The organism is Pyrobaculum calidifontis JCM 11548 (assembly GCF_000015805.1).
Taxonomy (GTDB): domain Archaea; phylum Thermoproteota; class Thermoprotei; order Thermoproteales; family Thermoproteaceae; genus Pyrobaculum; species Pyrobaculum calidifontis.
In genome coordinates this window covers 1057101-1079761 of record NC_009073.1, presented here as the reverse complement: position 1 = coordinate 1079761, position 22661 = coordinate 1057101, and the positions used below count along the sequence as shown (strand labels likewise).

The 22661-nt window shown below is 57.0% G+C and carries 30 protein-coding genes; 14 read left to right on the top strand and 16 right to left on the bottom strand.

Translation table 11 applies throughout. The features are described from left to right. Window positions 1-33 precede the first annotated feature (33 nt). On the bottom strand, window positions 34-2463 hold the full coding sequence (locus tag PCAL_RS06115) for a hypothetical protein (protein WP_193322551.1): 2430 nt from the start codon (window positions 2461-2463) through the stop codon (window positions 34-36). Here PCAL_RS06115 and PCAL_RS06110 point away from each other — a divergent pair. Next, the gene (locus tag PCAL_RS06110) at window positions 2429-3187 is read left to right on the top strand and encodes an HAD family hydrolase (RefSeq protein ID WP_011849836.1); all 759 of its coding nucleotides are present in this window, start codon (window positions 2429-2431) and stop codon (window positions 3185-3187) included. The genes PCAL_RS06115 and PCAL_RS06110 overlap by 35 nt on opposite strands. Here PCAL_RS06110 and PCAL_RS06105 read toward each other — a convergent pair. The 3 genes from PCAL_RS06105 to PCAL_RS06095 are packed head-to-tail and all read right to left on the bottom strand — an operon-like array spanning window position 3168 to window position 4482. Continuing rightward, the gene (locus PCAL_RS06105; protein WP_011849835.1) at window positions 3168-3932 is read right to left on the bottom strand and encodes a MinD/ParA family ATP-binding protein; all 765 of its coding nucleotides are present in this window, start codon (window positions 3930-3932) and stop codon (window positions 3168-3170) included. The genes PCAL_RS06110 and PCAL_RS06105 overlap by 20 nt on opposite strands. Further along, window positions 3929-4138, bottom strand: coding sequence for a hypothetical protein (locus tag PCAL_RS06100; RefSeq protein WP_011849834.1), 210 nt, complete (start codon window positions 4136-4138; stop codon window positions 3929-3931). The genes PCAL_RS06105 and PCAL_RS06100 overlap by 4 nt, the downstream gene beginning before the upstream one ends. A 35-nt stretch (window positions 4139-4173) precedes the next feature. Further along, on the bottom strand, window positions 4174-4482 hold the full coding sequence (locus PCAL_RS06095; RefSeq protein WP_011849833.1) for a hypothetical protein: 309 nt from the start codon (window positions 4480-4482) through the stop codon (window positions 4174-4176). A 51-nt stretch (window positions 4483-4533) separates the two neighbouring features. Here PCAL_RS06095 and PCAL_RS06090 point away from each other — a divergent pair, with 51 nt between their 5' ends. Next, window positions 4534-5670: a hypothetical protein gene (locus PCAL_RS06090; RefSeq protein WP_011849832.1), complete on the top strand. Its 1137-nt coding sequence runs from the start codon at window positions 4534-4536 to the stop codon at window positions 5668-5670. On the opposite strand, the gene PCAL_RS06085 is transcribed toward PCAL_RS06090, so the two are convergent. Continuing rightward, complete coding sequence (locus PCAL_RS06085; RefSeq protein ID WP_193322549.1) at window positions 5633-5824, bottom strand: hypothetical protein; 192 nt, start codon at window positions 5822-5824, stop codon at window positions 5633-5635. The two genes, PCAL_RS06090 and PCAL_RS06085, sit on opposite strands and share 38 nt — an antisense overlap. Window positions 5825-5966: 142 nt before the next feature. On the opposite strand from PCAL_RS06085, the gene PCAL_RS06080 reads away from it, so the two are divergent. From PCAL_RS06080 to cobB, 4 genes are read left to right on the top strand one after another with little or no spacing between them, the layout of a single operon-like run. Next, entirely contained in the window at window positions 5967-6779 is an 813-nt protein-coding gene (locus PCAL_RS06080) for an ABC transporter substrate-binding protein (protein WP_011849831.1), read from the top strand. Then, window positions 6764-7159 carry a DUF192 domain-containing protein gene (locus tag PCAL_RS06075; protein WP_011849830.1) on the top strand — a complete coding sequence of 132 codons (396 nt, stop codon included), beginning with the start codon at window positions 6764-6766 and terminating at the stop codon, window positions 7157-7159. The genes PCAL_RS06080 and PCAL_RS06075 overlap by 16 nt, the downstream gene beginning before the upstream one ends. A gap of 53 nt (window positions 7160-7212) precedes the next feature. Next, on the top strand, window positions 7213-7788 hold the full coding sequence (locus PCAL_RS06070; RefSeq protein WP_011849829.1) for a hypothetical protein: 576 nt from the start codon (window positions 7213-7215) through the stop codon (window positions 7786-7788). Further along, window positions 7737-8501, top strand: a complete 765-nt coding sequence (gene cobB, locus PCAL_RS06065; protein WP_011849828.1) for an NAD-dependent protein deacetylase — start codon at window positions 7737-7739, stop codon at window positions 8499-8501. The genes PCAL_RS06070 and cobB overlap by 52 nt, the downstream gene beginning before the upstream one ends. Here the strand turns inward: cobB and PCAL_RS06060 are convergent. From PCAL_RS06060 to PCAL_RS06040, 6 genes are read right to left on the bottom strand one after another with little or no spacing between them, the layout of a single operon-like run. Further along, complete coding sequence (locus tag PCAL_RS06060) at window positions 8482-9003, bottom strand: DUF309 domain-containing protein (RefSeq protein ID WP_011849827.1); 522 nt, start codon at window positions 9001-9003, stop codon at window positions 8482-8484. The two genes, cobB and PCAL_RS06060, sit on opposite strands and share 20 nt — an antisense overlap. Further along, a complete protein-coding gene (locus tag PCAL_RS06055) occupies window positions 9000-9416 on the bottom strand; it encodes a CBS domain-containing protein (protein ID WP_011849826.1) in 417 nt (138 codons plus the stop codon). Before PCAL_RS06055 ends, PCAL_RS06060 begins: the two co-directional genes overlap by 4 nt. Before the next feature lie 22 nt (window positions 9417-9438). Then, the gene (locus PCAL_RS06050) at window positions 9439-9768 is read right to left on the bottom strand and encodes a hypothetical protein (RefSeq protein ID WP_011849825.1); all 330 of its coding nucleotides are present in this window, start codon (window positions 9766-9768) and stop codon (window positions 9439-9441) included. After that, window positions 9765-10190: a hypothetical protein gene (locus PCAL_RS06045; RefSeq protein ID WP_011849824.1), complete on the bottom strand. Its 426-nt coding sequence runs from the start codon at window positions 10188-10190 to the stop codon at window positions 9765-9767. The genes PCAL_RS06050 and PCAL_RS06045 overlap by 4 nt, the downstream gene beginning before the upstream one ends. Then, a complete protein-coding gene (locus tag PCAL_RS11690) occupies window positions 10187-10318 on the bottom strand; it encodes a hypothetical protein (RefSeq protein ID WP_264317701.1) in 132 nt (43 codons plus the stop codon). The genes PCAL_RS06045 and PCAL_RS11690 overlap by 4 nt, the downstream gene beginning before the upstream one ends. Continuing rightward, the gene (locus PCAL_RS06040; RefSeq protein ID WP_011849822.1) at window positions 10315-10524 is read right to left on the bottom strand and encodes a hypothetical protein; all 210 of its coding nucleotides are present in this window, start codon (window positions 10522-10524) and stop codon (window positions 10315-10317) included. Before PCAL_RS06040 ends, PCAL_RS11690 begins: the two co-directional genes overlap by 4 nt. A 52-nt stretch (window positions 10525-10576) precedes the next feature. Between PCAL_RS06040 and PCAL_RS06035 the strand changes: the two genes are divergently transcribed. The 4 genes from PCAL_RS06035 to PCAL_RS06020 are packed head-to-tail and all read left to right on the top strand — an operon-like array spanning window position 10577 to window position 14361. After that, window positions 10577-11260, top strand: coding sequence for a nucleotidyltransferase family protein (locus PCAL_RS06035; RefSeq protein ID WP_011849821.1), 684 nt, complete (start codon window positions 10577-10579; stop codon window positions 11258-11260). Next, on the top strand, window positions 11250-12962 hold the full coding sequence (locus PCAL_RS06030) for a glutamate--tRNA ligase (protein ID WP_011849820.1): 1713 nt from the start codon (window positions 11250-11252) through the stop codon (window positions 12960-12962). Before PCAL_RS06035 ends, PCAL_RS06030 begins: the two co-directional genes overlap by 11 nt. Further along, window positions 12955-13944 carry a DUF354 domain-containing protein gene (locus tag PCAL_RS06025; RefSeq protein ID WP_011849819.1) on the top strand — a complete coding sequence of 330 codons (990 nt, stop codon included), beginning with the start codon at window positions 12955-12957 and terminating at the stop codon, window positions 13942-13944. The genes PCAL_RS06030 and PCAL_RS06025 overlap by 8 nt, the downstream gene beginning before the upstream one ends. A gap of 30 nt (window positions 13945-13974) precedes the next feature. Next, entirely contained in the window at window positions 13975-14361 is a 387-nt protein-coding gene (locus PCAL_RS06020) for a hypothetical protein (protein WP_193322548.1), read from the top strand. On the opposite strand, the gene PCAL_RS06015 is transcribed toward PCAL_RS06020, so the two are convergent. From PCAL_RS06015 to PCAL_RS06000, 4 genes are read right to left on the bottom strand one after another with little or no spacing between them, the layout of a single operon-like run. Then, complete coding sequence (locus PCAL_RS06015; RefSeq protein WP_226951914.1) at window positions 14324-14884, bottom strand: adenylate kinase family protein; 561 nt, start codon at window positions 14882-14884, stop codon at window positions 14324-14326. The genes PCAL_RS06020 and PCAL_RS06015 overlap by 38 nt on opposite strands. Window position 14885: 1 nt before the next feature. Further along, on the bottom strand, window positions 14886-16181 hold the full coding sequence (gene asnS / locus PCAL_RS06010; RefSeq protein ID WP_011849816.1) for an asparagine--tRNA ligase: 1296 nt from the start codon (window positions 16179-16181) through the stop codon (window positions 14886-14888). After that, window positions 16181-16435: a hypothetical protein gene (locus PCAL_RS06005; protein WP_011849815.1), complete on the bottom strand. Its 255-nt coding sequence runs from the start codon at window positions 16433-16435 to the stop codon at window positions 16181-16183. The genes asnS and PCAL_RS06005 overlap by 1 nt, the downstream gene beginning before the upstream one ends. Continuing rightward, window positions 16432-17241: an NAD(P)-dependent oxidoreductase gene (locus tag PCAL_RS06000; RefSeq protein WP_011849814.1), complete on the bottom strand. Its 810-nt coding sequence runs from the start codon at window positions 17239-17241 to the stop codon at window positions 16432-16434. Before PCAL_RS06000 ends, PCAL_RS06005 begins: the two co-directional genes overlap by 4 nt. A 579-nt stretch (window positions 17242-17820) precedes the next feature. On the opposite strand from PCAL_RS06000, the gene PCAL_RS05995 reads away from it, so the two are divergent. The 4 genes from PCAL_RS05995 to PCAL_RS05980 all read left to right on the top strand — a co-directional run bounded on the left by PCAL_RS05995 (window position 17821) and on the right by PCAL_RS05980 (window position 21656). Next, window positions 17821-18891 (top strand): hypothetical protein, encoded by a 1071-nt coding sequence (locus tag PCAL_RS05995; RefSeq protein ID WP_193322547.1) that lies wholly within the window; start codon window positions 17821-17823, stop codon window positions 18889-18891. A gap of 63 nt (window positions 18892-18954) precedes the next feature. Further along, window positions 18955-19983, top strand: coding sequence for an L-threonylcarbamoyladenylate synthase (locus tag PCAL_RS05990; protein WP_011849812.1), 1029 nt, complete (start codon window positions 18955-18957; stop codon window positions 19981-19983). An 18-nt stretch (window positions 19984-20001) separates the two neighbouring features. Next, a complete protein-coding gene (locus PCAL_RS05985; protein WP_011849811.1) occupies window positions 20002-20775 on the top strand; it encodes a class I SAM-dependent methyltransferase in 774 nt (257 codons plus the stop codon). A 23-nt stretch (window positions 20776-20798) separates the two neighbouring features. Further along, complete coding sequence (locus PCAL_RS05980) at window positions 20799-21656, top strand: ribose-phosphate diphosphokinase (protein ID WP_193322546.1); 858 nt, start codon at window positions 20799-20801, stop codon at window positions 21654-21656. Here the strand turns inward: PCAL_RS05980 and PCAL_RS05975 are convergent. After that, window positions 21651-22661, bottom strand: a complete 1011-nt coding sequence (locus PCAL_RS05975; protein WP_011849809.1) for a histone deacetylase family protein — start codon at window positions 22659-22661, stop codon at window positions 21651-21653. The two genes, PCAL_RS05980 and PCAL_RS05975, sit on opposite strands and share 6 nt — an antisense overlap.

Below are 22661 nucleotides of genomic sequence, written 5' to 3'. Positions count from 1 at the left end.
TCCCGCACGACCCTCTTTAAATTCTTTACAGTGCTAAACAGACTTCCTGAAAAACCACCTCACGACGGCGGCGGCGGCGATGCCTGCGCCGAGGCTTCCCAAGTAGATTGAGAGGAGGAAGATGGGAATTCCCAAAACGCTCCTCTCCACTGTGACTACCACTACGTTTGACCTACTCGGCATGTTGAACTCGTTGCCCAAATATTCGGCCGCGATTTCGTAGACCCCGGGGGCTTGGAACCTCAAGTACACGTAGGCGCTACCGTTGACAAACACCGTCTCCACCTCGGTTGTGTTCGCCGACTTGTTTACCTTGTACACTACCACGTCTCCGTACCGCTGGCCCACCGGGCTTGAGACCGTGATTGAGATAGGGAGAGAGGCGTCTACTGTAGATATTCTACGCGGCGAAGAGATCTCCACGGAGGAGGGGTTCTTCACCACCACCACCGCCTCTGAGGAGGAGCACGGGTAGTACCTGGCGTCCCCTGGGAAGTACACAGTCACGTTGTAGACCCCAGTCCTGTTGAACAACACCGCCGCGCCCGCGGCTGTGCCGTTGACGTATATCTTGGCCGGCAGATCTGTGCCCACCTCCACTACATACCGCCTTAGGACGTAGGCGGCTCCTTCTGGAGAGAAGGGGCCGCGTAGAGAGAAACGTATGGTGCACTGCGCCCTGTCGATGAAGATGTAGGTGACGTTCTCGGCCCCAGAGTAGTTTGGGTCTAGGCTTTCGAACCTCGCCGAGATTTGGTAGACGCCGCCGCGCGGCGGAAGCCAAAGCCCGCTGTACGCCGAGGAGTTGCCCGCGTATACCACTGTCTTGTTGACCTCGACGTACAACACGCCACGCACCCACGGCGGGTAAATAGATGCGCGTATGGGTACAGCCTCTCCGTAGACCCCCCTAGTGGGCGCGGTTAAGGCCACTTTCACAAGGGCAGATGAGACAAACACGGTAAAGGGCTTAGACTGGGGAGACAAGCCGATCCCGGCCACTGTCACTAAGCCCGAGTACACCCCAGCTGGGATGTCCCTCAACACCACCTTGCCCAAGCCGTTTACCACGGCCACTGTGAAATTCGCATAGTAGTTCCTTCCAGACACTTCCACATACGCCGTGGCGTTTATAGGCCTGCCGTAGAGAGACACGGAGAAGGCTATGGCCAGGGGCTGGCCGAAGACTGTGGAAAACGTCCGATTTATAGAGACCTCGGGGGGCGAGGGTATCACCAATATTTGAGCCGACGCAGAGGCCGGCCGGAAGTTCCCCGTGGCGGGCTTAAACACCGCGGTGAGGTTGTAAACCCCGGGCCTCAGCCTCAGAGTATCTACCAGGGGCTTGACGGGTGTCCCGTTTAAATACAGCTCCACTGTACCCAAGGGCTTCACCAGGGAGCGGGCCAACGCGTCTACGGCTAGAATTTTCCCATAGTTGACCACGTAGGGGCTTAGGTACGTCCCATTGATCCTCAACTCAATGGAGACGGGTGCAGGCGCTATCCTGAGCTGAAAGGTCCTCGATAGAGAGGTAACGTTCCTATCCCCCTGCACCGCCGCAACCAGTTGGTAAACTCCGGCGTCGAGCAGGGGCAGTGTAAAACTAGCGGGGGAGAAGCCGGTCAGCAACCGGCCTCCGACGGAGAGTTGCACCACTCCCCTGTACTCCCTCTTGCCCACGTATACCCTCGCCGATATAGATATGGGCTCGCCGTATATGTACTCCGGCTTGTAGTCGAGCTCGAGGTTGGGCACCGCCTTTTTTACCGTGACCGTGGTGAGGTTGTACCAGGCACCCATGTAGAGGGCTAGGGTGTAGTTCCCCGCCCCGAGGCCCCAAGTGTCTATTGAGACAGACGAGGCGGCCTGGACAGTCGCCGGGCCCAGCCGCAGAAGGCCGGCACGCGGCGGGGGGCTGAGCCTAATTTCCATTACTTCGCCGAAGACGTTCCCTCTCACCGTGGCGTTTGGCAACACCACTACCCTCGCCTTTTCGTAGAAAACGCCGTTTGACGCCGTTACGACGTAAACCCCCGCGTACTCTGGCACATAGTCCACCCTCCCTCTACTCGCCCAGGTCCCGTTCACGTATATCGAGAGGGGGCCGGCGCAAGTGGCATTGGCCGCCACGGCTAACCTGCTCGTCAAATTGGCCGCCTCTATTGTGATATTGCACTCGGCTCGTACTCGGAGCTGATGCGTCGTGTTTCCAATTTTCAGCAGTACGTAGTCGCTGGCAGTGGGCTTTAGGCCTATTATGACTCTGTCGCGTAGGGCTATTTGGAAGTCTACCACTGCCCGTTCCACTGTGACGCTGGCGTTGGTATATATCGTGAGGTTTGTGTATGTGTATGCGTTTACATACCTCGGCTCTATCTGAGGCGCCGCGGCGTTTAGATTTATAAAAGCGGGTAATATAAACACCGTGATTAAGATGATAACTCTAGACGTTTGGGGCACAATTCTGCCAGTGGAGCCTGCCTTAAAAACTGTTGTGGACGTAATTTACAAAAGCCTAGGGGGCAGGGCGCCTTTTCAGACGCTTCAGGCGCTGGTAAACGAGGAGAGGAGGAAGATTAAGCTGGCTAGGAGAGAAAAGCACGAGGTAGTGCCGCCGGTCTACGTACTGCTCGACATGCAGAGGCAGCTCCGCAGTAGGGGCATAAACGCCGCCTTCGACGTATACCAAGTGCAAGAGGCCATAGACCAGGCGGTTGGGAGCTTGGAAATTGCCCCAGAGGGCGACGCCGTTGAGGCGATTAAGTTGGCAAAAGACGAGGGGTATAAGATAGGCATTATTTCAAATGTCCTCTTCTGGCGGTCTAGGGCGACTAAGAGGTTGTTGGAGAGCTTGGGCATAGCCCAGCTGGTGGACTTGCAACTGTACGCAGACGACGTTGGCTACGTCAAGCCCTCTGTGCAGATATTTGAGGCGGCTCGGCAGATATTGCTGGGAGACGTGGTCCCCGACGTATATCTCCACATAGGCGACGACATGTACGAAGACTTCCTAGGCGCCTTGATGGCAAGCTACGGCGCCGTGCTCGTGGATAGACATGGTGTCTACGTGAAAAAGGAGTTTGTGGAGTCTATACCCTGCAGGGCGTACATTGTGCGTAGCTTAAAGACTCTCCCACTTGTGTTACACGCGGCGGAGAGCTGCGTTAAAGAAGCTTCGTTGTGAGGTACTTCGCGTATTCCAGTATCGCCTTGACCCCCGGCGACTCGCCTGGCCTAAGCTTCAAAACCTCTATCTCAAGGGCTTGCCTAGCCGCCTGTATCGCCTTGTCGTAGGGGATTATGTGAGGCGGCTCGCCCAGCGAGCGCTCTACTACGCGCTCCCAGTGGGCTAGGTATACGGCGCTTATTTGGTACTCAGGCATGTACATATTCAAGACGGGCTTAAGCCGCGTCCCCCCCATTGAGCCAAGGTAGTACTTCGTGGCCTCTATCGCGGATACGTCCGGCGTAACCACCGGCGCCACGAAGTTCACCAGGCCCGAGAGGTGGGGAGATTGAGCCATGGGAGGCGCGTCTATCACCAGAAGCTTGGGCCTAAGCCGCGTCTCTACGTTTTGCACCAAGTACTCCAGGTAGCGCCTAGACACATTGACGTCTTGGGTCAAGTAGGCGAAGACCAGTTGGAAATCCCCCCTGTCTGTGGTCCACCTCTTTAGGTAGAAGGCGCGGAGGGGGTCTGAGATCTTGCCGGCGAAGTAGTCAGAAAGCGAGGGGCGGCCCCACGCGGCTAGGTAGTCCCCGAGGAGGATTAGGGAGGCTGTGCCAAGCCCAGGGGTGAGGTCTAGCAATACCACTGGGTACTGGGCGTCGTTGCGCCAGGCATAGGCGAGCACCACTGCTGTGTTTAACGCCAGCGTAGTCTTGCCAGTGCCCCCCTTTGTTCCAGAGAAGAAGATTAAGCTCTTCATACCTCAGGCGCGGACACGGGCCGCCTCTTAATCTCGTCGGGCGTCAACTCCCTGGCCGCCTCTTTCCTCTCTTCAACTTGCCTCCTCTTTGGCCACAGCAGAATTACGACGCTGGCAACGTACAGCGGCACGGCTACGTAGAGGAGGCCGATGCCGATGAGCAAAAACGCGGCGGCGTTGACCACTAAGCCGATTATAGTCTTCACGTGGCAAAGAGAGAGTTTTTATTTATCTCTAACGACTACTTGACTACCTTGGAGTAGTTGAAAAGAGCGTTTTCAACAATTTCGCACATCCCCTCCACGTCGCCTGCCTTGGCCTTGACCCACAGGGGGGAGTCCCTCTTCAATATATACTTCTTACCAATTTTCTCCAACAGCCCAGCCGCGAGTAGGGCCTCCGCCATGTTAGTAATTTTAAACACCACAGAGCGCGTCGGCCTCACCTTAGTCTCAGCCCACCTGGCCACGTCCCCCACTACAAATGATACCACATTCCCCTTTGCCCCCTCCACTAACTCGATTAGGTACTTAGCCAGTATTTCACACATTCTCACAGGCGTAGATGCGTACTAAATATATATACGTTACATCCCAGGTACGTGCGAGTACTCGCCATTGGGACCACTGGCGTAAAAATGCGCGAGGTGGCAAGAGAGCTCGAGGAATGCCACAAGGCAGAGGGCAAGGGGAGGCTCGGCATGTACTTCGTCGAAGATGAGCTGAAGAGGGAGGTGGACTGGCTTATATTCCTCGACAGCGACGACTACTACTGGCAGGACAGAGTCTGGCGGGAGGCAACGGCAAGAGCCATCGCCAGGGCAGAGGAGGAGGGGGTAGACCACGCCGCGATCTTCATGAATCTCCCGTACTTCCGCAAAAGCAGGTTTTTCCCAGCCGTAGACATATCTCTGCTGAGGGCGTTTAAGCCCGACGTCGTTTTAACTCTCATAGAGGAGGCGCACGTGATCTGGCGGCGGATACAGCTCAGGGAGGCGAAGGAGAGGACCGGCGCCGCGCTACGGCTAAAGGACGTCTTCGCTTGGCGGACGGCGTCTATTCTCATAGGCGACATAATCGCAAAAGCCTTGGGAATACCCAACGTGGTCATAGCCGTGAAGCACCCGGCCAAGACCATATACGGCGTGTCCATCGGCGGGAGGAGGCCCAGGTTCTACCTCTCCTTCCCTATAACAAACGTGCGGCGGGACCCAGAGGCCAGGAAAGAGATAGACTCGTTTAGGGCCAAGGCGCATATGAGGCTGGTTGCCTTCGACCCTCTTACCATGGACGAACGCATATTGAGAACTGGAGAGAGGCGGGGAAACGTCGTTGTTGTACACGCCGAGGATAGGTGGCTTCTCCCAGCTGGGATAAAGCCGGCCGTAGAGGACGAGGCAGAGCTCTACCCCATGGAGATCCCCATGGAGCAGGTGGAGGAGGTGTTGGGAGACATTGACAACATAATTAGGTACAAGGACTTTAGATACATTCTTCAGTCAGACGCAGTTGTTGTATATAGACCGTTTATGCGGGGGATGTTTCACAGAGGCGTGTTTAGCGAAATTATGTATGCCTCAAATACTGCGCACAAGAGGCTCTTCATATACATGCCCCACGAGGACAGAGTGGCGGGGATGGACTCGCCCTTTGACCCAGGAGTGGGCGTTGTTGACGAGGACCTAGAGGCCCTCTTTGCCTCTATTGAGAGCTTCTCTGCGCGCTTCTCTGGGCAATAAACTCGCCGATTTTTTCTTTCCCAGTGATTTCTAGGAATCCAAATCTCTCGTCGAATATATACAACACGTCTTCTTCTACAAAGGGTATGTACACCACTTTTATGCCCTCTGGGAGGGGGGTGGACGGGTTCTTGGTTACTAAGAAGGCTTTCACAACGGCATGTGTATCCCCATTTTTATAGCCCACGTGTAAATTTCGGTGCACAGCGTCAATTGAAAGTTTCAGTGTCGTCTAGCCTCTTCACAAGTCAAGCCGACCGAGCTTCAACATTAAAACCCTCAACATTTCACTATTTATGGATTACAAGGTCATAGTAGGACTCGCGCTGGGGCTAGTCATCGGAGTTGTCTTAGGCGCCTTGGCCAATTGGGGCGCTCAGCAACAACAAGCCGCCCCGCCCACATGCCCCACGTCTGTGGACGCAATAAAGAAGAGGGGGAAGCTCATCCTTGGCACTTCGGCGGATTGGCCCCCCTACGAGTACGTCGAGGGGGGACAGATCGTGGGTATAGACGTTGAAATTGCCAAAAGGATCGCCAACGCGCTTGGGGTCCAGCTTGAGATACGCGACATTAAGTTTTCAGGGCTGATAGAGGCGGTTAAAAGAGGCGAAGTCGACCTCGTGTTGGCTGACATGGCCATAACCCCCGAGAGGGAGGCACAGGTGCTTTTCTCAATTCCGTACCAAGTGGACAGCTCCGTGGTTATTACCCTGGGGTCTGGGAAGGTCGCTAGCGTAGACGACTTGAGGGGCAAGGCAATAGGCGTGCAGATAGGCACGGTGCAAGAGGATTGGGCTGTGAAAACTCTCGGCAACTCTTCAAAGATTGTGAGATATGACAAGGTTTACCCCTACATGGTTGAGGCGTTGAAGAAGGGCGACTTAGACGCCATTGTGGTGGGCGGCGTGGTTGGGCGGGCTCTTGTCGCCAAGTTCCCAGAGCTGAGGCAGGCCTTCTCCGTGGGCGTGCGCTACAGCGCGGCCGCCATGCCCCTCTGCGCACACGACCTAAAGCTCGTGGTGGACAAGGTGATTTACGACATGCTTCAAAGCGGGGAGATGGAGAAGCTGATAAATAGCTGGGTGGAGAAATGGCTGTATGGATAGCGCTTCTCCTCATATCGCCCTTCGCGCTTGTAGCCACGGCGCAGTTGGACGGGGGGACCTACCAACTCTACGTGGCTGACCACGCGGCGAGGTGGACGGTAGGCTACATGAACGTGACGTCGTACGACCCCCGCGGCGTCGGCGCAGTGGGCATGGCGTTTCTATTCCCGAGAAACGCCACTTGGTGTTTTTGGATGAAGAACACCTACCTGCCTCTCAAAATTGTGTGGGTGAGCGGCACGGAGACCACGGGGTGGGTGTACGCAGAGCCGCTGGACGTGACGCCCCGCTGCGGCTACGGCGACAAGGTGGTGGAGCTGAGGCCGGACATCCCCACGCCGAGGGTTGTAATACTCGGCGAGCAACGACTTCTTCACTAGTCAGGGGGGTTCATCTTCGTCACCTATAAATAGCAACGCCGCGTTTTATAAACATGCGGCTAATCGTGGCCGCCTTGGCGTTGTACATAGTCTCCTTAGCCGCCGGCGTGGTCGGCCAACTACTGCTCTCCTCTCTGGCAGGCGCCGCGTATGTAGTGGCGGTGGGGGCCGTGCTGATGCAACTCCGCCGGGGGCTTAACAGCCTAAAGTCGGCGGCTGGGGACGCCGCCAAGTTTTTGCCCACAGACTCTTACGACGCCGCCATACTCCTCTACGTGGTATCTGGCGTGTTTTTACAAGCGGCTGGGTTCTTCCTAGCCTCCCAGATTCCACAGCTACAGCCAACGGTTGACGTGGAAAAAATCGCCGGGCTCGCGCTCTTCGTCCTCGGCGTCGCGCTACTGGCGGTGGTGGGATTCGTCGCATGGGTCTACCTAGTGGAGGTGTTTACGAGGGACTTGTACATATTCCAAGTTGCCAAGGGCCTTGTGGTTTTTCGCCCACATAGTGCTACGTTTTATGTAGTGCTTGGACTAATCACGTTAGGGCTTTTATACTTCTACTGGCTGTACGTAGTATGGAGGTGGATGTCTCAGCTGGAGAAATTGATGAAGTCGCCTCCCTCATAGCTAGGTCTGGGTGCACTGTGGCCCTCACCGGCGCCGGAGTGTCTACGGCGAGCGGCATTCCCGACTTTAGAGGGCCCCAAGGCGTGTGGCGGTTTGTAGACCCCGAGAAGTTCGAGATTTCCTACTTCCACCAGCATCCAGACGAGGTGTGGGACCTCTTTGTGCAATACCTACTGCCCGCCTTTGACGTAAAGCCGAACCCAGCCCACTACGCATTAGCAGAGCTGGAGCGGGTGGGAAAGCTCTGCGCCGTAATTACGCAGAATGTGGACATGTTGCACCAAGCCGCCGGCAGTAAAAACGTGGTAGAGCTCCACGGCGCGTTGCGAGACGCCGTTTGTACAAAGTGTGGAATGAGGTATCCACTACGCGAGGCATTGAAGTGGCGCACGGCTGGGGCGCCCAGGTGCCCCAGGTGCGGCGGAGTTTTAAAGCCAGATGTGGTCTTCTTCGGCGAGCCTCTGCCGCAAGACGCGTTGCGGGAGGCCTTTATGCTCGCGGAAATAGCGGAGGTCTTCCTAGCCGTGGGGACGTCCCTCGCCGTGTATCCAGCCAACCAGCTACCCGTGGTGGCAAAGAAAAGGGGGGCAAAGCTCGTCATAATAAACGCAGATGAGACGTACTACGACTTTTTCGCCGACTACATACTGCGGGGGAGAGTGGAGGAGATATTGCCCAGACTCGTTGAGAAAGTCAAGAGCATTCTATTCTAAAAGGCGCCTTCTGTACCAACGCGGCCAAGGCCTTCTCCCTCAGCTCCTTGGCCCTTATACACCCCACGTCCTCTGTTATTAGGCCCACCGCCTCTTTTATCAGTGTTTCAAACTTGTCCAACTGCCCCTCTTGCAGTTTTACGAACGCAGCGGCGAGCATGATCAGCCCCTGCAACGTGGGGTTTCTGGTGGATCTCCAAAGCCCCTCGAGGGCGTTGTGGGCCTCCCAAAACCTCTCTTGGTTAAAGAGCCGGACGTAGTCCTCTACGCCGCCCTTGACCTCTTCAAAGGTTATGTCCACTACCTCTACCACAGATCCTCCCAAAATCCTCTCGACAATTTTCCTGGCCTCTTGGGGGTCGGCGCCTTTCACATCTACTTCTATGTGCCGAGTGGCGATTCTGAGGGCTATGACTGGGAGGTGCGCCCTGAGTTCCTTTAACAAATGCGGCCTATTTTTGACTGTGTAGCCGGGGTTCTCCACTATGAGCAAATACCTCATCTAATGGACGTCAACAGCAGCGCGGTGTCTAACACGTCTCTAAAGGATATGATGCCAACGAGCTTGCCCGTGGAGTCTACCACTGGGAGGTGGCGTATGTCGAGTTGTCGCATCTTCTCCATGGCCTCTGTCACTAGTGCGTTCTCGTTGATTGTAACGGGGTTCTCTGTCATAACCATCCATGCGGGCGTGTCGGGGGAGAGTCCGCGGGCGCATACGTAGACCATGTCGCGCTCGGTGATTATGCCCACTGGCTTGCCCTCCTCGTCTACAACAACGACGCTGCCAACCTTCTTTTCATACATCCGGAGGGCCACGTCTTTTATCTTCTCGTCCTTCTTTGCCGTCACAACCTCCTTTACCATTATGTCAGAGACTCTTAGGGGTATTTCCCTACGCCTTATCAGAGGCATATGATGTCTTTTTCCTGTCTATTTAAATTTTGATTGTGACTTTTTTGACATTTATATCAATATCTACGATAACTTTTACATCTCCATAAATCTCCCTAATTTTCTTAATAGTGCTTATTAGCCTATCTAGACGTCTAACAAACTCGGCGTTGTCCGGGAGGGGGCCGCCGGAGTAGAACTCAACCCCCTCGGCGGGCTTTAGCTCGACGCCGAAGGCGAAGGCGAGCTCTTCGAACTTCTTCCACCGCTCCTCCACTGCCTCAAGCACAGGCTTGGTCGTCCTGTACTTCTCCGCGTAGTTTCTAATCGACGTCAGAAGCGACTCTAGCTCAGACAGAGTCAAATATATCATTGTGGTAGGTAGTACGCGATTTCTACGTCGCCTATGCAGAAGCTGACCATGCCTCGCGGCGCCTCTCTGCAGCCGAAGGTGTTTATGGCCACCTCCTCCCTCGGCACTGGGGGCACCTCGCGCGGCTGTGGCAATGGCGGCAACACCTCGGGCAACGGCGTCGTGGTGATGTAGCTGGCCTCGGGGCCTATCACGAGGGTGTAGTCTCTCAGCTTTAAGTCGTCGGCCATTTTATCCGCCTCTATCAACACCTCTAGGACGTAGGACAGCGTCGTGTATAAATAGCCCAAGGTGCCGAGCCCAATGACGTAGTTCCCCACCTGCCGCTTTGCGAGAAGCATCGGCGTAGACTCAAGCTGGGGAAGAAGAGACCTCACATGCCAGGCGAACTTCTCCACATTAGACGATTTGACCACTATCATATGATGATCCTCACTCTGCCTCCCACTTGCTCGACGTATACCTCCTCCCCCGGCCCCAGCACTTTTAACAAGACCTCCTTCACCTTGGGCTCGATTGGCAGATCCTCCACCTTCATCTTCCGCATCATGGCACAATTATCAGCGTCTTGCCCCTAAGCACGACGTAGACGTCGCGGGGAAGCCGCTTGAGTAAGTCAAGCGGAACTCCGGTGGGCTGCGGCGGCCATACGAAGTTGACCAGCGACCCCTTCACCACCAGAGGCTTCACCCGGTACCGCCTCAAGATCTCCTCCACCTCCTCAATTGCCGGCAGTTGAGACGTGTGAAATATCATAGCCCTAAGTTGTGGCTCATTTAAATATAAATAAGGGGGCGTGACTGCGGTTATGCAAGCCGTGATTTTGGCGGGCGGCTTCGGCAAGCGCCTCGCCCCTCTGACCTCGGAGACGCCGAAGCCTCTGCTTCCCGTGGGCGGGAAGCCCATCTTGGTGAGGCAGATTGAGTGGCTGAAGAGCTTCGGCATAGGCGACATAATCCTCGCCGTGGGGTATCTGAGGCATAAGGTCTTCGAGGCCTTGGGCGACGGGAGGCGCTATGGGGTGAGGATTTTTTACAGCGTAGAAGAGGAGCCGCTGGGGACGGGCGGGGCAATTAGAAATGCCTCCCTCTTCATAAACAGCGACGTCTTTGTAGTGGTAAACGGAGACGTGTTGACGAACTTGCCCGTGGACGTCTTGGCCGAGTCGCTTGGCGAAGCAGACGGCGCCATCGCCCTAGTCCCGCTTAGGAGCCCCTACGGCATAGTGGAGTTCGACGAAAAGGGGTACGTCGTTAGATTTCGCGAAAAGCCGTTGCTAGACGGATTCTTCATAAATGCCGGGGTATATGTGCTTCGGCGCAGGGTGCTGGAGGAGTTGCCGGAGCGCGGCAACATTGAAGAGACGCTTTTCCCAAAGCTGGCGAAGGAGAGGCGGCTGAGGGCCGTGGTGTTTAAAGACGTGTTTTGGCGCTCTGTGGACAGTCTCAAGGACTTAGAGGAGGTGGACAGGTACTACGCCAATGAACATTGAAGAAGTCGCGCTTAAATACGCCTTAGCCAACGCAGTTAAATACGGCGGAAAGGCCGACGTAAAGGCAGTTATGGCCAAGATAATGGCCGAAGTCCCCGAGCTTAGGCCTAGGGCTAGGGAAGTGAAGGAAGTTGTGGAGGCGGTGGTGGCGCGGGTAAACGCCATGTCTCTAGAGGAGCAGAGGAGACTTCTCGAGGAGAAGTGGCCTGAGGCCCTGGAGGAGAAGAGGCCGGAGCAGAAGAGGCCGGGTATCGAGGCCCTCCCCGATCTGCCTAAGGTTAAAGGCGGCGTGGTAGTGCGATTTGCCCCCAACCCGGACTTTGTGCTCCACTTGGGCAGCGCCAGGCCGGCGATTTTGAACTACGCCTACCGGCTCAAGTACGGGGGGCGGTTTATCCTCAGGTTCGAGGATACGGATCCCAGGACTAAGAGGCCTCTTGTTACTGAGGAGGTAAACGCCTACGAGGCCATTAGAGAGGATCTGAGGTGGCTCGGCGTCTCTTGGGACGAGGAGTATATACAGTCGAGGCGCATGGAGGTGTACTACGACTACGCCAAGAGGCTCTTGGCCATGGGTGCCGCCTATGTGGACTTGTGTAGGCCGGAGGAGTGGAGGAGGCTGAGAAACGAGGGGAGGGCTTGTCCCCACAGGTCGCAGAGCCCCGAGGAGAACCTAGAGCTTTGGGATAAGATGTTGGAGGGCCGGTTTAGGGAGGGGGAGGCCGTGGTGAGGATAAAGACTGACTTGTCGCACCCAGACCCAAGCGTGAGAGATTGGGTGGCCTTTAGAATCATCGACACGTCTAAGACCCCCCACCCCCTTGTGGGGGATAAGTACATTGTCTGGCCTACGTATAACTTCGCCGTCTCTATCGACGACCACTTAATGGGCGTCACCCACGTGCTGAGGGCGCAGGAGCACAGCGTCAACACCGTGAAGCAGTCCTACGTCTTTAAGCACTTCGGCTGGGAGCAACCTGTCACTATCCACTTCGGCCGGCTTAAAATCGAGGGCGCCACCCTCAGCAAGTCTAAGCTCAAGGCCCTCAAGGTGAGGTACGACGACCCCACTTTGCCCACGCTGGCCGGGCTTAGGGCCAGGGGGATACTCCCAGAGGCCATATGGGAGCTCATCCTCACAGTGGGCATAAAGCCGTCTGACTCCACCGTCGCCCTTTCCAACCTCTTTGCCCTAAATAGGAAGAAAATAGAGCCTGTGGCAAACCGCTACATGTACGTGGCCGACCCCGTGAGGCTCGTCTTTGAAGCCGATAGGGAGCTTGTGGCAAAGGTGCCCTATCACCCCAGCTTCAGGGAGCGGGGGGAGCGGGTGTATAGGCTGGGGCCGGGCAGGGTCGAGGTGTTTGTACAGCGCCAAGACGTGAAGGAGGGGGCAGTGGTTAGACTCATGGAGTTAGCCAACGTGGAGATTGAGAGGGTTGAAGGCGGCGTGGCTTACGGCCGCTTGCACAGCCTCAGTCTCGAGGAGGCTAGGAAGATAGGCGCGCCGATTATCCAATGGGTTGTTGACCCCGTGGAGGTCAGAGTGGTGCGGCCGTGGGCCCCCGGCCGAAAGGTGGAGGAGGTTGGCCTCGGCGAGGCTGTGCTAAGGGGCGTAGAGGTCGGTGCCTATGCGCAGTTCTTTAGGTATGGGTTTGTGAAAAAGATCGGTCCCGACGTTTTTATCTACGTACATGACTAAGTTGCTCTTCGACGCGTTGACCCCCAAGCAGGCGCGTATAGCCGCAGTTCTCCACGTAGAGGGGCGGCGGAGGGGCATAGAGGTGGTGGTGACGTGTAGAGAGTATATGCATGTGGAAGACATGTTGAAGATGTACAACGTGCCACATCTCTGCGTTGGGAAATACGGCAAGAACACGTACGAGAAGCTGGTGTTCGGCCTGGAGAGGCAGCTGGGGCTAGTGGAGGTGGCCAAGGGCGTGGACGGCATGTTGAGCTTCCCCTCGCCTGACGCGGCGAGGGTCGTCTTCGGCCTCGGGAAGCCCCTCGTGGTGTTAAACGACACTCCCCACGCAGTGCATGTAAACAGGCTCGTCCTGCCTCTATCCGACGTGCTTATAGCCCCCTCGGCAATACCCGCAGAGGAGTGGGCTAGGTATTGTCCTCGGCGCGTGGTGACCTTCGACGGGGTGTTTGAGTACATGTGGATTTCGAGGTTTAGGCCCAACGCCTCTACAGTGGAGAGCCTTGGCCTAGCCCCAGGGCGGTACGTGGTTTTTAGACCCGAGGAGAGCCACGCGGCGTACTACCGGTGGAATTCTGCGTCGCTCCGCAGGAGGCTTATGAAGCTCGCCGTCGAAATGGGGTACCAGGTGGTCAACGTGCCGCGGTACGATGACCAAGTGGAGGAGGGCGTGGTGAATCTCACACACGCCGTGGACCACTTAGACTTGGCATACTTCGCCGCGGCGGTGGTCTCTGGGGGCGCGACCATGGCAACGGAGGCCGCCCTCCTGGGGGTCCCAGCGCTTTCCTACTTCCCAGAGGACTACTACATTGACCGGTACCTCCAGGAAAGGGGCGCCCCTCTGTTCCGGTGCAAAGACGAGGAGGGTTGCGTAAAGGCGTTGAGAGATGCGCTGAAGAGCGGGAGAGCCACGCCGCCGAGGTTGGAAGACCCGACGGGCCTCATCTTCGAGGTAGTGAAAGATGTTGTGAGATAAGCTTTTTAACTCGTGGTGTTTGTTGTGAGTGTGAAGTCTGTCGCAGTTCTAAAGGTCGGCCGCGACTACGGCGTAGCTCTTCTAGACCTAAAGATCGCCGGGTTGAGAGAAGTGGCGGGAAGAGTTGACAAATACCGCCAAGTCCTCGACTCCATTCAGACGGACGTAGCAGAGGCCTTGCCGCACCTCGGCGGCTTATACGCATTAGACATAGCCTTGGAAGACGCCGTGGGCCGTAGGTATTTTGCAAGACTGCTAGTCAGCGACGGCATTGTGCACTACGTCGTGCTCACATCCCCTAAGAACAGCCTCAGGGGGGTGTTGAAGAGGCTGACGGCGCAGGGCTGGGCCCTGCTCGTGCTCGTGGAGAAGAAAAGCCTTAAGACAAGCCCTCCGAGCGAGACAGACGTTCAATAAAGTCGAGAAACCCGCTCCTCTCGGCGTAGGACAGCCAGTCCACCTCCTCGTCTACACACTCGCCGGAGAGGCACTTCATCAAGAGGGCAGAGGTCTCCTCGGGGCTCCTACGCGTGACATCTATCTGAAACACCTTGCCCCACCTCTCTCTGGCGGCCACGTATACCACGTCTAGTATCTCTGCCCACACGTTCTCCACGACCTTCCTCGTGGGCCACCCCCTCTTGGCCAACTCGGCGTATAACACGTCGGGGGCTTTCCTTAGCACAAACACGACGTCTACGTCATCCACTAACTCGACGACGTGGGTCTCTAAGACTCTGCCCTTCGACAGTAGAGGCTTCACATACCTCTTGGCCTTCTCCATGTCCACTATCTCGTAAGTGTCGAGGTGGGGGACGTATTTAACGTAGGGCGAGGAGAGGAGGGCTTCGCCAAGGGATATACACTCTGTGTGCAAGAGGGGGGCTAGCCTTTTACACTGCGTGGTTTTCCCAACTCCCGGCGTCCCCGTTATAAACACTCTAGGGCCTTGTCCTCCTAATGTCACGGGGGAATGGGACCACGTCTCTTATGTGGTCTGCGCCGGCTATCCACATGACGAGTCTGTCTACGCCGAGGCCAAACCCGGCGTGGGGCACTGAGCCGTACCTCCTCAAGTCGATGTACCACTGGTAGTCCTCTGGGTTTAGCCCAAAGCGGATTATCTTCTCCACGAGCTCCTTGGCGTCGTATATCCTCTCTCCCCCGCCTATAACTTCGCCGTATCCCTCTGGGAGAAGCACGTCAAAGCTCAGCGTAACCTCCGGCCTCTGGGGGTTGTTCCTGTGGTAGAAGGCCTTGAGCTTCTCGGGGAACCCGTGGAGGATTATGGGCTTGTCAAACTCAAGAGTGAGGGCCCTCTCCTCATCTGCGCCTATGTCGTCGCCCCAGCTCAGCGCAAAGCCCTTCTTCCTCAGCACCTCTATAGCCTCGTCGTAGCTGAGCCAGTGGAATGGCGGCTTTGCCCTCTCTAGAGCCTCAACCTTCCTGCCCAAGAGCTTTAACTCATCCTGCCTCTCGTCCAGCACCCTCTCAACCACGTGGCCTATCACCTCCTCGCCGACTTTAGCCGCGTCGTCCATGTGCGCCCACGCGATCTCCATCTCGGCGTGCCAAAACTCGGTGAGGTGGCGCCTAGTCCTAGATGGCTCCGCCCTAAAGCTTGGAGCCACTGTGTAGACCTTCTCTAGGCTGTAGATCAACGCCTCTAGGTAGAACTGCGAGCTCTGCGTGAGATATACCGTGCGGTCGAAGTACTCCACCTTGAATAGAGTGGCCCCGCCTTCCACAGCCGCCGTTATAAACATCGGCGGGTGCACCTCGTAGAAGCCCCTCCGCCTAAAGTAGTCATGTATTGCCCCAAAGACGGTGTGCCTAATCTTCAGTATGGCCTGCATCTTCCTACTCCTCAACCAGAGGTGTCTAACGTCGAGGAGGTACTCGCTGTCTGAGACCGCGGCGTCTTCATTTATTGGATAGGGCTCGCCCACGTAGACCCAGTCTATGCTTTCCACATGTAGCTCAACGCCGCCAGGCGCCCTGGGCTCTCTGACAAGCACCCCAGTGGCCACCAGAGACGACTCCAAGTTCAACGACTCGGCCTCCGGGAACTTGGCCCTGGGGACGACGAGCTGGATAACCCCCGTGGCGTCTCTCAGGAGAAGGAAGACCTTTTCCTTAAGCGTCCTCTTCCTATAAACCCACCCCCTAACTGTGGCCTTGCCCTCGCCCCTCCGCAACGCCTCGGCTATGGGGATTGCCGACTTGTAGGGCAACATCAACGCTCTTGTTGCACCTCCTTATATATACCCACCACCACTCCGCCTGGGCAATCCTCCACGGGCTTCCCAACGAAGTCTCCCTCCTGGTACTTACGCCTCCGCTCCGTCCCATCTCCACATTTAACCACTGTATACGTCTCGGCCGGCTTCTCCCTGCCCCTCGCCGCGGTCTCTCTCCAAAACATGTAGAGAAAAAGGAGGAGCATGAGGAAGGAGCCTAATAGGAGGACGAGGTACTCCACCGGCGTCATTTCGTCTCCAGCAACCCAGCCTTCACGTAGTCCTCGTCGCCGAGCCCCAGCGCCGTTAGGACCTCGTACAAGGCCTTGACGCCGCTTATGGCCACGTTCCCCACGCCGGCCTCCCCCGCCGCGGCGGAGGCGTAGCGCATGTCCTTAGCCGCGTTTCTGACGGTGAAGGTTGGGGCCGTCTTGCCCAACATTCTCTCCACGTAGCGCGCCGCCACCTCCTTAAACACAGTGTGCGAAAGAAGCTCTCTAAACGCGTCCGCCGATATGCCGTACTTCAGCGCCAGAGACAGAGACTCACCCAGCGCGGCCACCGTGGATATCAAGAGCGCGTTGTACGCCAACTTGAGAGCAGCCGCCTTTACGCTGTCCCCGACATAGAACAACACGCCGAATTTCTCGAGGTGGGGCCTCAGCTGCGTATACACCTCCTCGGAGGCCCCCACTAGGTATATAGCGTCGCCGTTTTCCACGTTCCTGGGGCTACCCACCACAGGCATCGCAAAAGCCCTCTTGCCCCTAGACGCCAGCGCCCCTACGGCCCTCCTAACTGCGTCGACCGAGTATGTGCCAGCCAGAGCCACGTACTCACCGCCCAGTTTGTCCACCACGGAGTAGAGGGCTTGGTCGTCTGCCACAAACACAACCACGAGACCCCTCGCCTCCTCAAGCCTCTTTAGCTCAACGCCGGGCGCGCCCTTTACCTTCTCCCTAGTCCTATTCCACCAGTAGACAGAGAACCCCTGGGCGTGCGCCCTCTTCGCAAACGCAAATCCCATGTTGCCCATGCCAACCACGGTTACGTCCATGGAGGGGAATTAGCACAATATTTAAATCAGTAACTACACGCGAAGCCCTTAATACGTAACTTTAAGAAAGAAGTTTCAACAAACATCGAAGCGGAAAAGGTGGGAAATTCAAACCCCATGTTAAACCCCAAGCTCATACACACCGCCGCAGTAACGGCGCTAATACTATCCACGGCGGCCATGGCCCAGGTGTACGTAACTACGTGGCTACTGTTAAAAACCGTTTTCAACGGAATAACGTCTGGATGTATAATCTTACACGTAAAAGTGATGCCAAGCCGTCATGAGAATTTGGATCTCGGTACTATGTTACACGTTTTTCTTACAGAGCCGATAGCGCAACATGGAAATAGCGGTGGTCCAGCTACGTCGACCAACGCGTGTTATCTGAGTAATACGCCAGTTCGGATGGGTGATATACTTTGTTGCTAGGGCCGTTCTGCGTGCTATGGGAATAACTATGCATAGATGACTTCAGTTGGCTACATATTCAGTCTGTTTAGCCTAACACACCAAATAGTTGGACGTAGTATGTACTTTGGGTACGTTAGCTTTTTCTCTGGGTGGGGTGGGGCGGCTGTGAGGGCGGCGTTTGTGGTGTGGGCCTTGGCGGCTTGGGCGTTGGCTGGGTCGGTGTTGTTTTTCCCAGAGGACTTCAACGTGACGAAGGCCGGGCCCTTCGTGGTAGTGGAGCCAAAGGCGTGGGGCACGCCGCAAGTCTGGGTGTTCAAGGGCGGCGTGGAGGGCGCCGTCCTTCGCCACTTGGGCATAAACGCCAGCTCCGAGGGAGCCCCGCCGGCCCTGTCCTACGCCCTTAAGGGCCTTGTGGACTCCCTATTCCCCAACGCCACGGCCACCGGCGTATTCTCACTAAAGCCCCCAGTGGCATACGCCGTGGTGAGGCATAGGCCCACCTTGCCCTCAGTGGAGACAAACGCCACGATAATCGTCTTCGTAGTGCCCTGGGGCCCAGAGGAGTGGGCAGGGGAAAACGTGACAAAATACCTCCTCAACGTGAATGCCTACTTCGAAAAGTCGAAATGGGTAGATGAGACTAAGAATGTCACGAGGAAGGCCATGGAGGTCCTCCTGCGCCAGCTCTGTCGTGAGAGGAGGGAGGCCGTTGAGAAGGGGCTTAACAGGTTTGGCCTATCCTGTGACAAGCCGGTCAATCTCACCGATTTGGAGGTTAGGTGGCGTGTCTGGGCGGTCTTGGCGACGCTGGAGTGGGCTCCCTCGGTGTGGGCCGCTATGCACGAGAGCGGCACCCTCGGTGTGCCCACGTACGGCATTTCGTTCGCCAAATCGGTCTGCGCCAATATGACAAAGGCGGAGTTGGCGAAGGCGGTGAGAGAGGCCGCGGGGAACCACTCCCTAATCCTTGAGCTGGGATGTGGAATAGGCGGCGGCAGATTTGACATATTAATCAAGGACTACACACCGATATACAAGGAGCCGCCGCACGACGTGGAGGCGTGGCTGGCGGAGCAGTTGGCAAAGGGCGCGGCCTACGAGCCCTCGGGGGACAACGCGCAATCGGCCGGAGCCAGTGGTGGTGAGGTCAGTGCGGCCGCCAGCGGGCTGATCGGCGCCGTTGCCCTCGCGGCTGTGGCGGTTGCCGCGGCCTACGTGGCGCTTAGGCGGAGGTAAACCCGTCCTTTTTCCTCGCCTTTCCCCTTTTACAGCCTTTTATAAACCCACCGTGGCTCCACTGTGTTGGTCAAATGCGACCCTCTTAGGCCGGACCCGGACGTTGTGAAGAGGGCGGCCGAGGTGCTTAGGAGAGGCGGCGTAGTGGCGGCGCCTACTGAGACCGTTTATGGCCTCTTTGCCCACGCCTACAGTGAGGCGGGGTGTAGAAAGGTTTTCCAAGTGAAGAGGCGGCCCATGGACAACCCCCTCATTGTCCACGTGGACTCTGTGGAGATGGCTGAGACTGTGGCATATATTCCGCCGGAGTTGAGGGATATCCTTCGGCGAGTTTGGCCTGGCCCCATCACTGTGGTGGTTAAGTCCAGGGGGGTTCTCCCTAGGTGTGTCACAGCTGGTTTAGACACCGTTGCCGTGAGGGCGCCTGCCCACCCTATCCCTCTTGCAATTATAAGAGAGCTGGGGGCGCCCATCGCCGGTCCCAGCGCCAATAGGGCGGGCAGGCCTAGTCCCACCACGGCTGAGCACGTCTTAGAGGACTTGGGCGACGAGGTTGACTTAATTGTGGATGGGGGGCCCACCTTCTTCGGCGTTGAGTCAACCATAGTGGACGTCACGAGGACTCCGCCGGTCTTATTACGGCCTGGCCCCTTCACTGTGGAAGAGCTTGAGAAATTCTTTGGCAGAGTGGAGGTGCCTCCGGTGGCCCGGGGGCTGGCCGAGGCCGACGTGGCGCTGGCCCCTGGGATGAAGTATAGGCACTACGCCCCCGAGACGCCGCTTGTGATAGTCCACTTCGACTTGGAGGAAGCCGTAAAGTGGCTAGAGGCCAGGGGGCTTAGGGTGGCCGTGTTGTGCGTGGGGGAGTGCCCCAAGGCGAAACGCACGATTCCGCTCGGCGGCGATTTATACGAGGCGGCGAAGAATTTATACGACGCCCTCCGGCAATTGGACAAATTGGGCGTCGACATCGGCGTAGTGCCCGCCGTAGAGGAGAGGGGGATTGGCCTCGCCATAATGAACAGGCTTAGGAAGGCCTCTGGCCACAGAGAGGCGCGGCGCCCCGAGGACCTCGCGGCAATTGTTAAGTAGTCGCCCTGCTACACCTCCGTGAGTTGGATTGCCGAATTCTTCGACGACGTATACCTCGACTTTATGCAGTACTACAGAGGCGAGGAGGCGACTAGGCAGGAGGCTCTGTTTATTCAAAAGGCTTTGGGCATTTCGCCGGGTAAACGCGTCCTCGACGTCGCCTGCGGCCACGGGCGGCACATGGCCCACATGCCGAGGGACAGCGTCGTGGGCGTCGACATTAATGTCAAGTATTTGAAGTATGCCAAGAGGTTTGGCGACGTCGTTGCTGGCGATGTGAGAAATCCGCCGTTTAGGAGGGGGGCCTTCCACGGGGCGTATATAATGCACTCCACGCTGGGGATGTTTGGCCCGGAGGCAGACCTCGAGATTTTGACTTGGCTCTCTGGAATAATTAAGCCGGGGGGCAGGCTCCTAGTGGACGTGGCCAACAAGGCCAAGATAGAGGACATATACGCGGCGCTGGGAGAGACGTGGAACTTCTGGATATCCGCGGGGCCTTACCGGGTCTTGTCCACGGCGCACTACAACCCCCTACACTCCAAGATTAGAGAGGTGAGGCAGATATACAAGGCTGGGAAGTACTTGGGAGAGCGCGTCCTAGAGCTGACTCTATACGGCTTGGGAGAGTTACGCATTATGTTGTCCACAGTTGGCTTCGTCGTAGAAGCCGCCTACGGAGACTTCAACGGAGAGGAGTACAGAAGGGGGTCAGACCGCCTCATAGTTGTCGCCATGAAGACAAGCGGCGTGTCTAAAGCGTTGGAAGAGGCCGTGAAGTGGACAAAATAAATAGCCGTGCTTTGTATACGCCTATGCACATACTTACGTTCCAGAACGCCCTCGACATAGCCGAGCATTTTGAGGGGCTGGGGAAAGTTGTGCAGGTGGAGGAGAGGACTTTTCCCGATGGGGAGGTTTTGGTGAGAGTGCCCGAGGCTGGGCCTGTGGTTGTTCTCGTCGCTAGGCTGTACCCCGGCGTAAATGACAGCGTGTTTAAGCTCTTCTTGGCCCTCGACGCGTTGAACGACATGGGGGTGGGGAGGGTCGTCGTAGTGGCGCCGTATCTCCCCTACGCGCGGCAGGATAGGCGGTTTAGGCCGGGGGAGCCCATCAGCGCTAAGGCTCTGTTGAAGACTTTGGCGAATCTCTCGGTGGGGGCCTTAGTGGCTGTGGACCTCCACAAGCCGTATATTGCCGACTACGTGCCGCGTGTCGCCGTGAGGAATGTGTACCCCGCCGAGGAGTTTGCGGAGAGGCTGAAGGGCGTCGACGCCGTGGTAAGCCCAGACTTCGGCTCGCTTCACAGGGCGGAGGCCGTCGCCCGCATCCTCGGCGTGCCTTATACGTACTTTGAGAAGTACCGGGATAGGGAGACTGGGGCCATCACCCTCATGCCCCGTAGGGACTTGGAGCTGAGGGGGGCCAGGGTGGCCATAGTCGACGACATTTTGTCGACGGGCGGAACTTTAGTGGACGCGTGTAAGGCGGCGAGGACTCTCGGGGCGTCTGAGGTCTACGCCGCGGTTACCCACTGCCAGTTGTTAAAAGACGCGAGGGAGAAGGCGAAGAGCTGCGTCGATAGGCTGATTTGTACAGACAGTATCTTGAACGAGTTTGCCGAAGTTAAGGTGGGCCCGCTCCTCCGCAGAGAGGTGGAGAAACTGCTATAGGCGCCAGTGTTTTGAGACGTGCCTCTTTACTTCGCCGAGCTCTCTCCTAAACCTCTCGTATACCTTGGCGTCGGTCTTTGAAGGCGCTTCTCCGGCGGCTTCTTCGCCCTTGTCCACCAGCCTTATCAGCGCCGCAGTGCCTCTCCTCAACACGTCTCTGTTGTAGCCTCCCTCGAGTAAGAAGATCGTGGGCTTTTGGAGTTTGAGTATGGTGGAAATTGCGCGTAGGTAGCCGTTTATCGTCAGCCCCATGTTGGCCAAGGGGTCGTCTCTGTGTGCGTCCCATCCCAGGGACACGATTATGATCTTGGGGTCGTACTGCCGCAAGATTGGCTCTATAACCTCCTCTACTGCCTCGGCGTACGCGTCGTCTCCAGTGAGAGGCGGGAGCGGTATATTGACGTTGAAGCCTTCCCCCTTGCTTGTGCCTACTTCGTCTGGGTAGCCCGTGCCTGGGTACAGCGTGGCTGGGTGCTGGTGCGTAGAGATGTAGAGTAGGTCCTTGTCGTAGAGAATTTCTTGTGTGCCGTTTCCGTGGTGTACGTCGATGTCTACCACAGCGACGCCCTCCCCCTTGTACAATGCGCCAATTGCCGCAGTATTGAAGATACAGAAGCCCTGCGTTGGGGCCGTCAGCGCCCTCCCCACAAACCCCGCATGGTGGCCGGGCGGCCTAACTGCGAGCAAAACTGTCTCGCCTGCGTCCACGGCGTCTGCCATAGCGCTTACTGCCAAGGCCGCTGCCTCGCATGTGCCAGAGGAGACGTACGTGTCGCCGTCGATTTGGGCATAGTCCTCTTTACACAGCCTTCTCACAAACTCTATGTACCCCCTCTCATGGGCCAGCGACACGAGGTTCCACACGTCCTCTCTGGCCCTTGGCGCTTGGACGGCGGCGCCGGCCTCCTCGGCGCCTTTTAACACTGCGTCGAGTCTGTCGGGAGCCTCGGGGTGGCTGTACGGCGGTTTGTGCAACTTAAACACGGGGGAGAACACCACCTTCAT

Excerpts from the sequence above, each read along its gene's own strand:
- PCAL_RS11690 (WP_264317701.1), bottom strand. The coding sequence starts at position 10,318 with ATGATGCGGAAGATGAAGGTGGAGGATCTGCCAATCGAGCCCAAGGTG.
- PCAL_RS06080 (WP_011849831.1), top strand. The coding sequence starts at position 5,967 with ATGGATTACAAGGTCATAGTAGGACTCGCGCTGGGGCTAGTCATCGGA.
- PCAL_RS06005 (WP_011849815.1), bottom strand. The coding sequence starts at position 16,435 with ATGACGCCGGTGGAGTACCTCGTCCTCCTATTAGGCTCCTTCCTCATG.
- PCAL_RS06030 (WP_011849820.1), top strand. The coding sequence starts at position 11,250 with ATGAACATTGAAGAAGTCGCGCTTAAATACGCCTTAGCCAACGCAGTT.
- PCAL_RS06105 (WP_011849835.1), bottom strand. The coding sequence starts at position 3,932 with ATGAAGAGCTTAATCTTCTTCTCTGGAACAAAGGGGGGCACTGGCAAG.
- asnS (WP_011849816.1), bottom strand. The coding sequence starts at position 16,181 with ATGTTGCCCTACAAGTCGGCAATCCCCATAGCCGAGGCGTTGCGGAGG.
- PCAL_RS05975 (WP_011849809.1), bottom strand. The coding sequence starts at position 22,661 with ATGAAGGTGGTGTTCTCCCCCGTGTTTAAGTTGCACAAACCGCCGTAC.
- PCAL_RS06070 (WP_011849829.1), top strand. The coding sequence starts at position 7,213 with ATGCGGCTAATCGTGGCCGCCTTGGCGTTGTACATAGTCTCCTTAGCC.
- cobB (WP_011849828.1), top strand. The coding sequence starts at position 7,737 with ATGGAGGTGGATGTCTCAGCTGGAGAAATTGATGAAGTCGCCTCCCTC.
- PCAL_RS06075 (WP_011849830.1), top strand. The coding sequence starts at position 6,764 with ATGGCTGTATGGATAGCGCTTCTCCTCATATCGCCCTTCGCGCTTGTA.
- PCAL_RS06040 (WP_011849822.1), bottom strand. The coding sequence starts at position 10,524 with ATGATATTTCACACGTCTCAACTGCCGGCAATTGAGGAGGTGGAGGAG.
- PCAL_RS06045 (WP_011849824.1), bottom strand. The coding sequence starts at position 10,190 with ATGATAGTGGTCAAATCGTCTAATGTGGAGAAGTTCGCCTGGCATGTG.
- PCAL_RS06035 (WP_011849821.1), top strand. The coding sequence starts at position 10,577 with ATGCAAGCCGTGATTTTGGCGGGCGGCTTCGGCAAGCGCCTCGCCCCT.
- PCAL_RS06000 (WP_011849814.1), bottom strand. The coding sequence starts at position 17,241 with ATGGACGTAACCGTGGTTGGCATGGGCAACATGGGATTTGCGTTTGCG.
- PCAL_RS05980 (WP_193322546.1), top strand. The coding sequence starts at position 20,799 with ATGCACATACTTACGTTCCAGAACGCCCTCGACATAGCCGAGCATTTT.
- PCAL_RS06055 (WP_011849826.1), bottom strand. The coding sequence starts at position 9,416 with ATGCCTCTGATAAGGCGTAGGGAAATACCCCTAAGAGTCTCTGACATA.
- PCAL_RS06060 (WP_011849827.1), bottom strand. The coding sequence starts at position 9,003 with ATGAGGTATTTGCTCATAGTGGAGAACCCCGGCTACACAGTCAAAAAT.
- PCAL_RS06095 (WP_011849833.1), bottom strand. The coding sequence starts at position 4,482 with ATGTGTGAAATACTGGCTAAGTACCTAATCGAGTTAGTGGAGGGGGCA.
- PCAL_RS06050 (WP_011849825.1), bottom strand. The coding sequence starts at position 9,768 with ATGATATATTTGACTCTGTCTGAGCTAGAGTCGCTTCTGACGTCGATT.
- PCAL_RS06025 (WP_011849819.1), top strand. The coding sequence starts at position 12,955 with ATGACTAAGTTGCTCTTCGACGCGTTGACCCCCAAGCAGGCGCGTATA.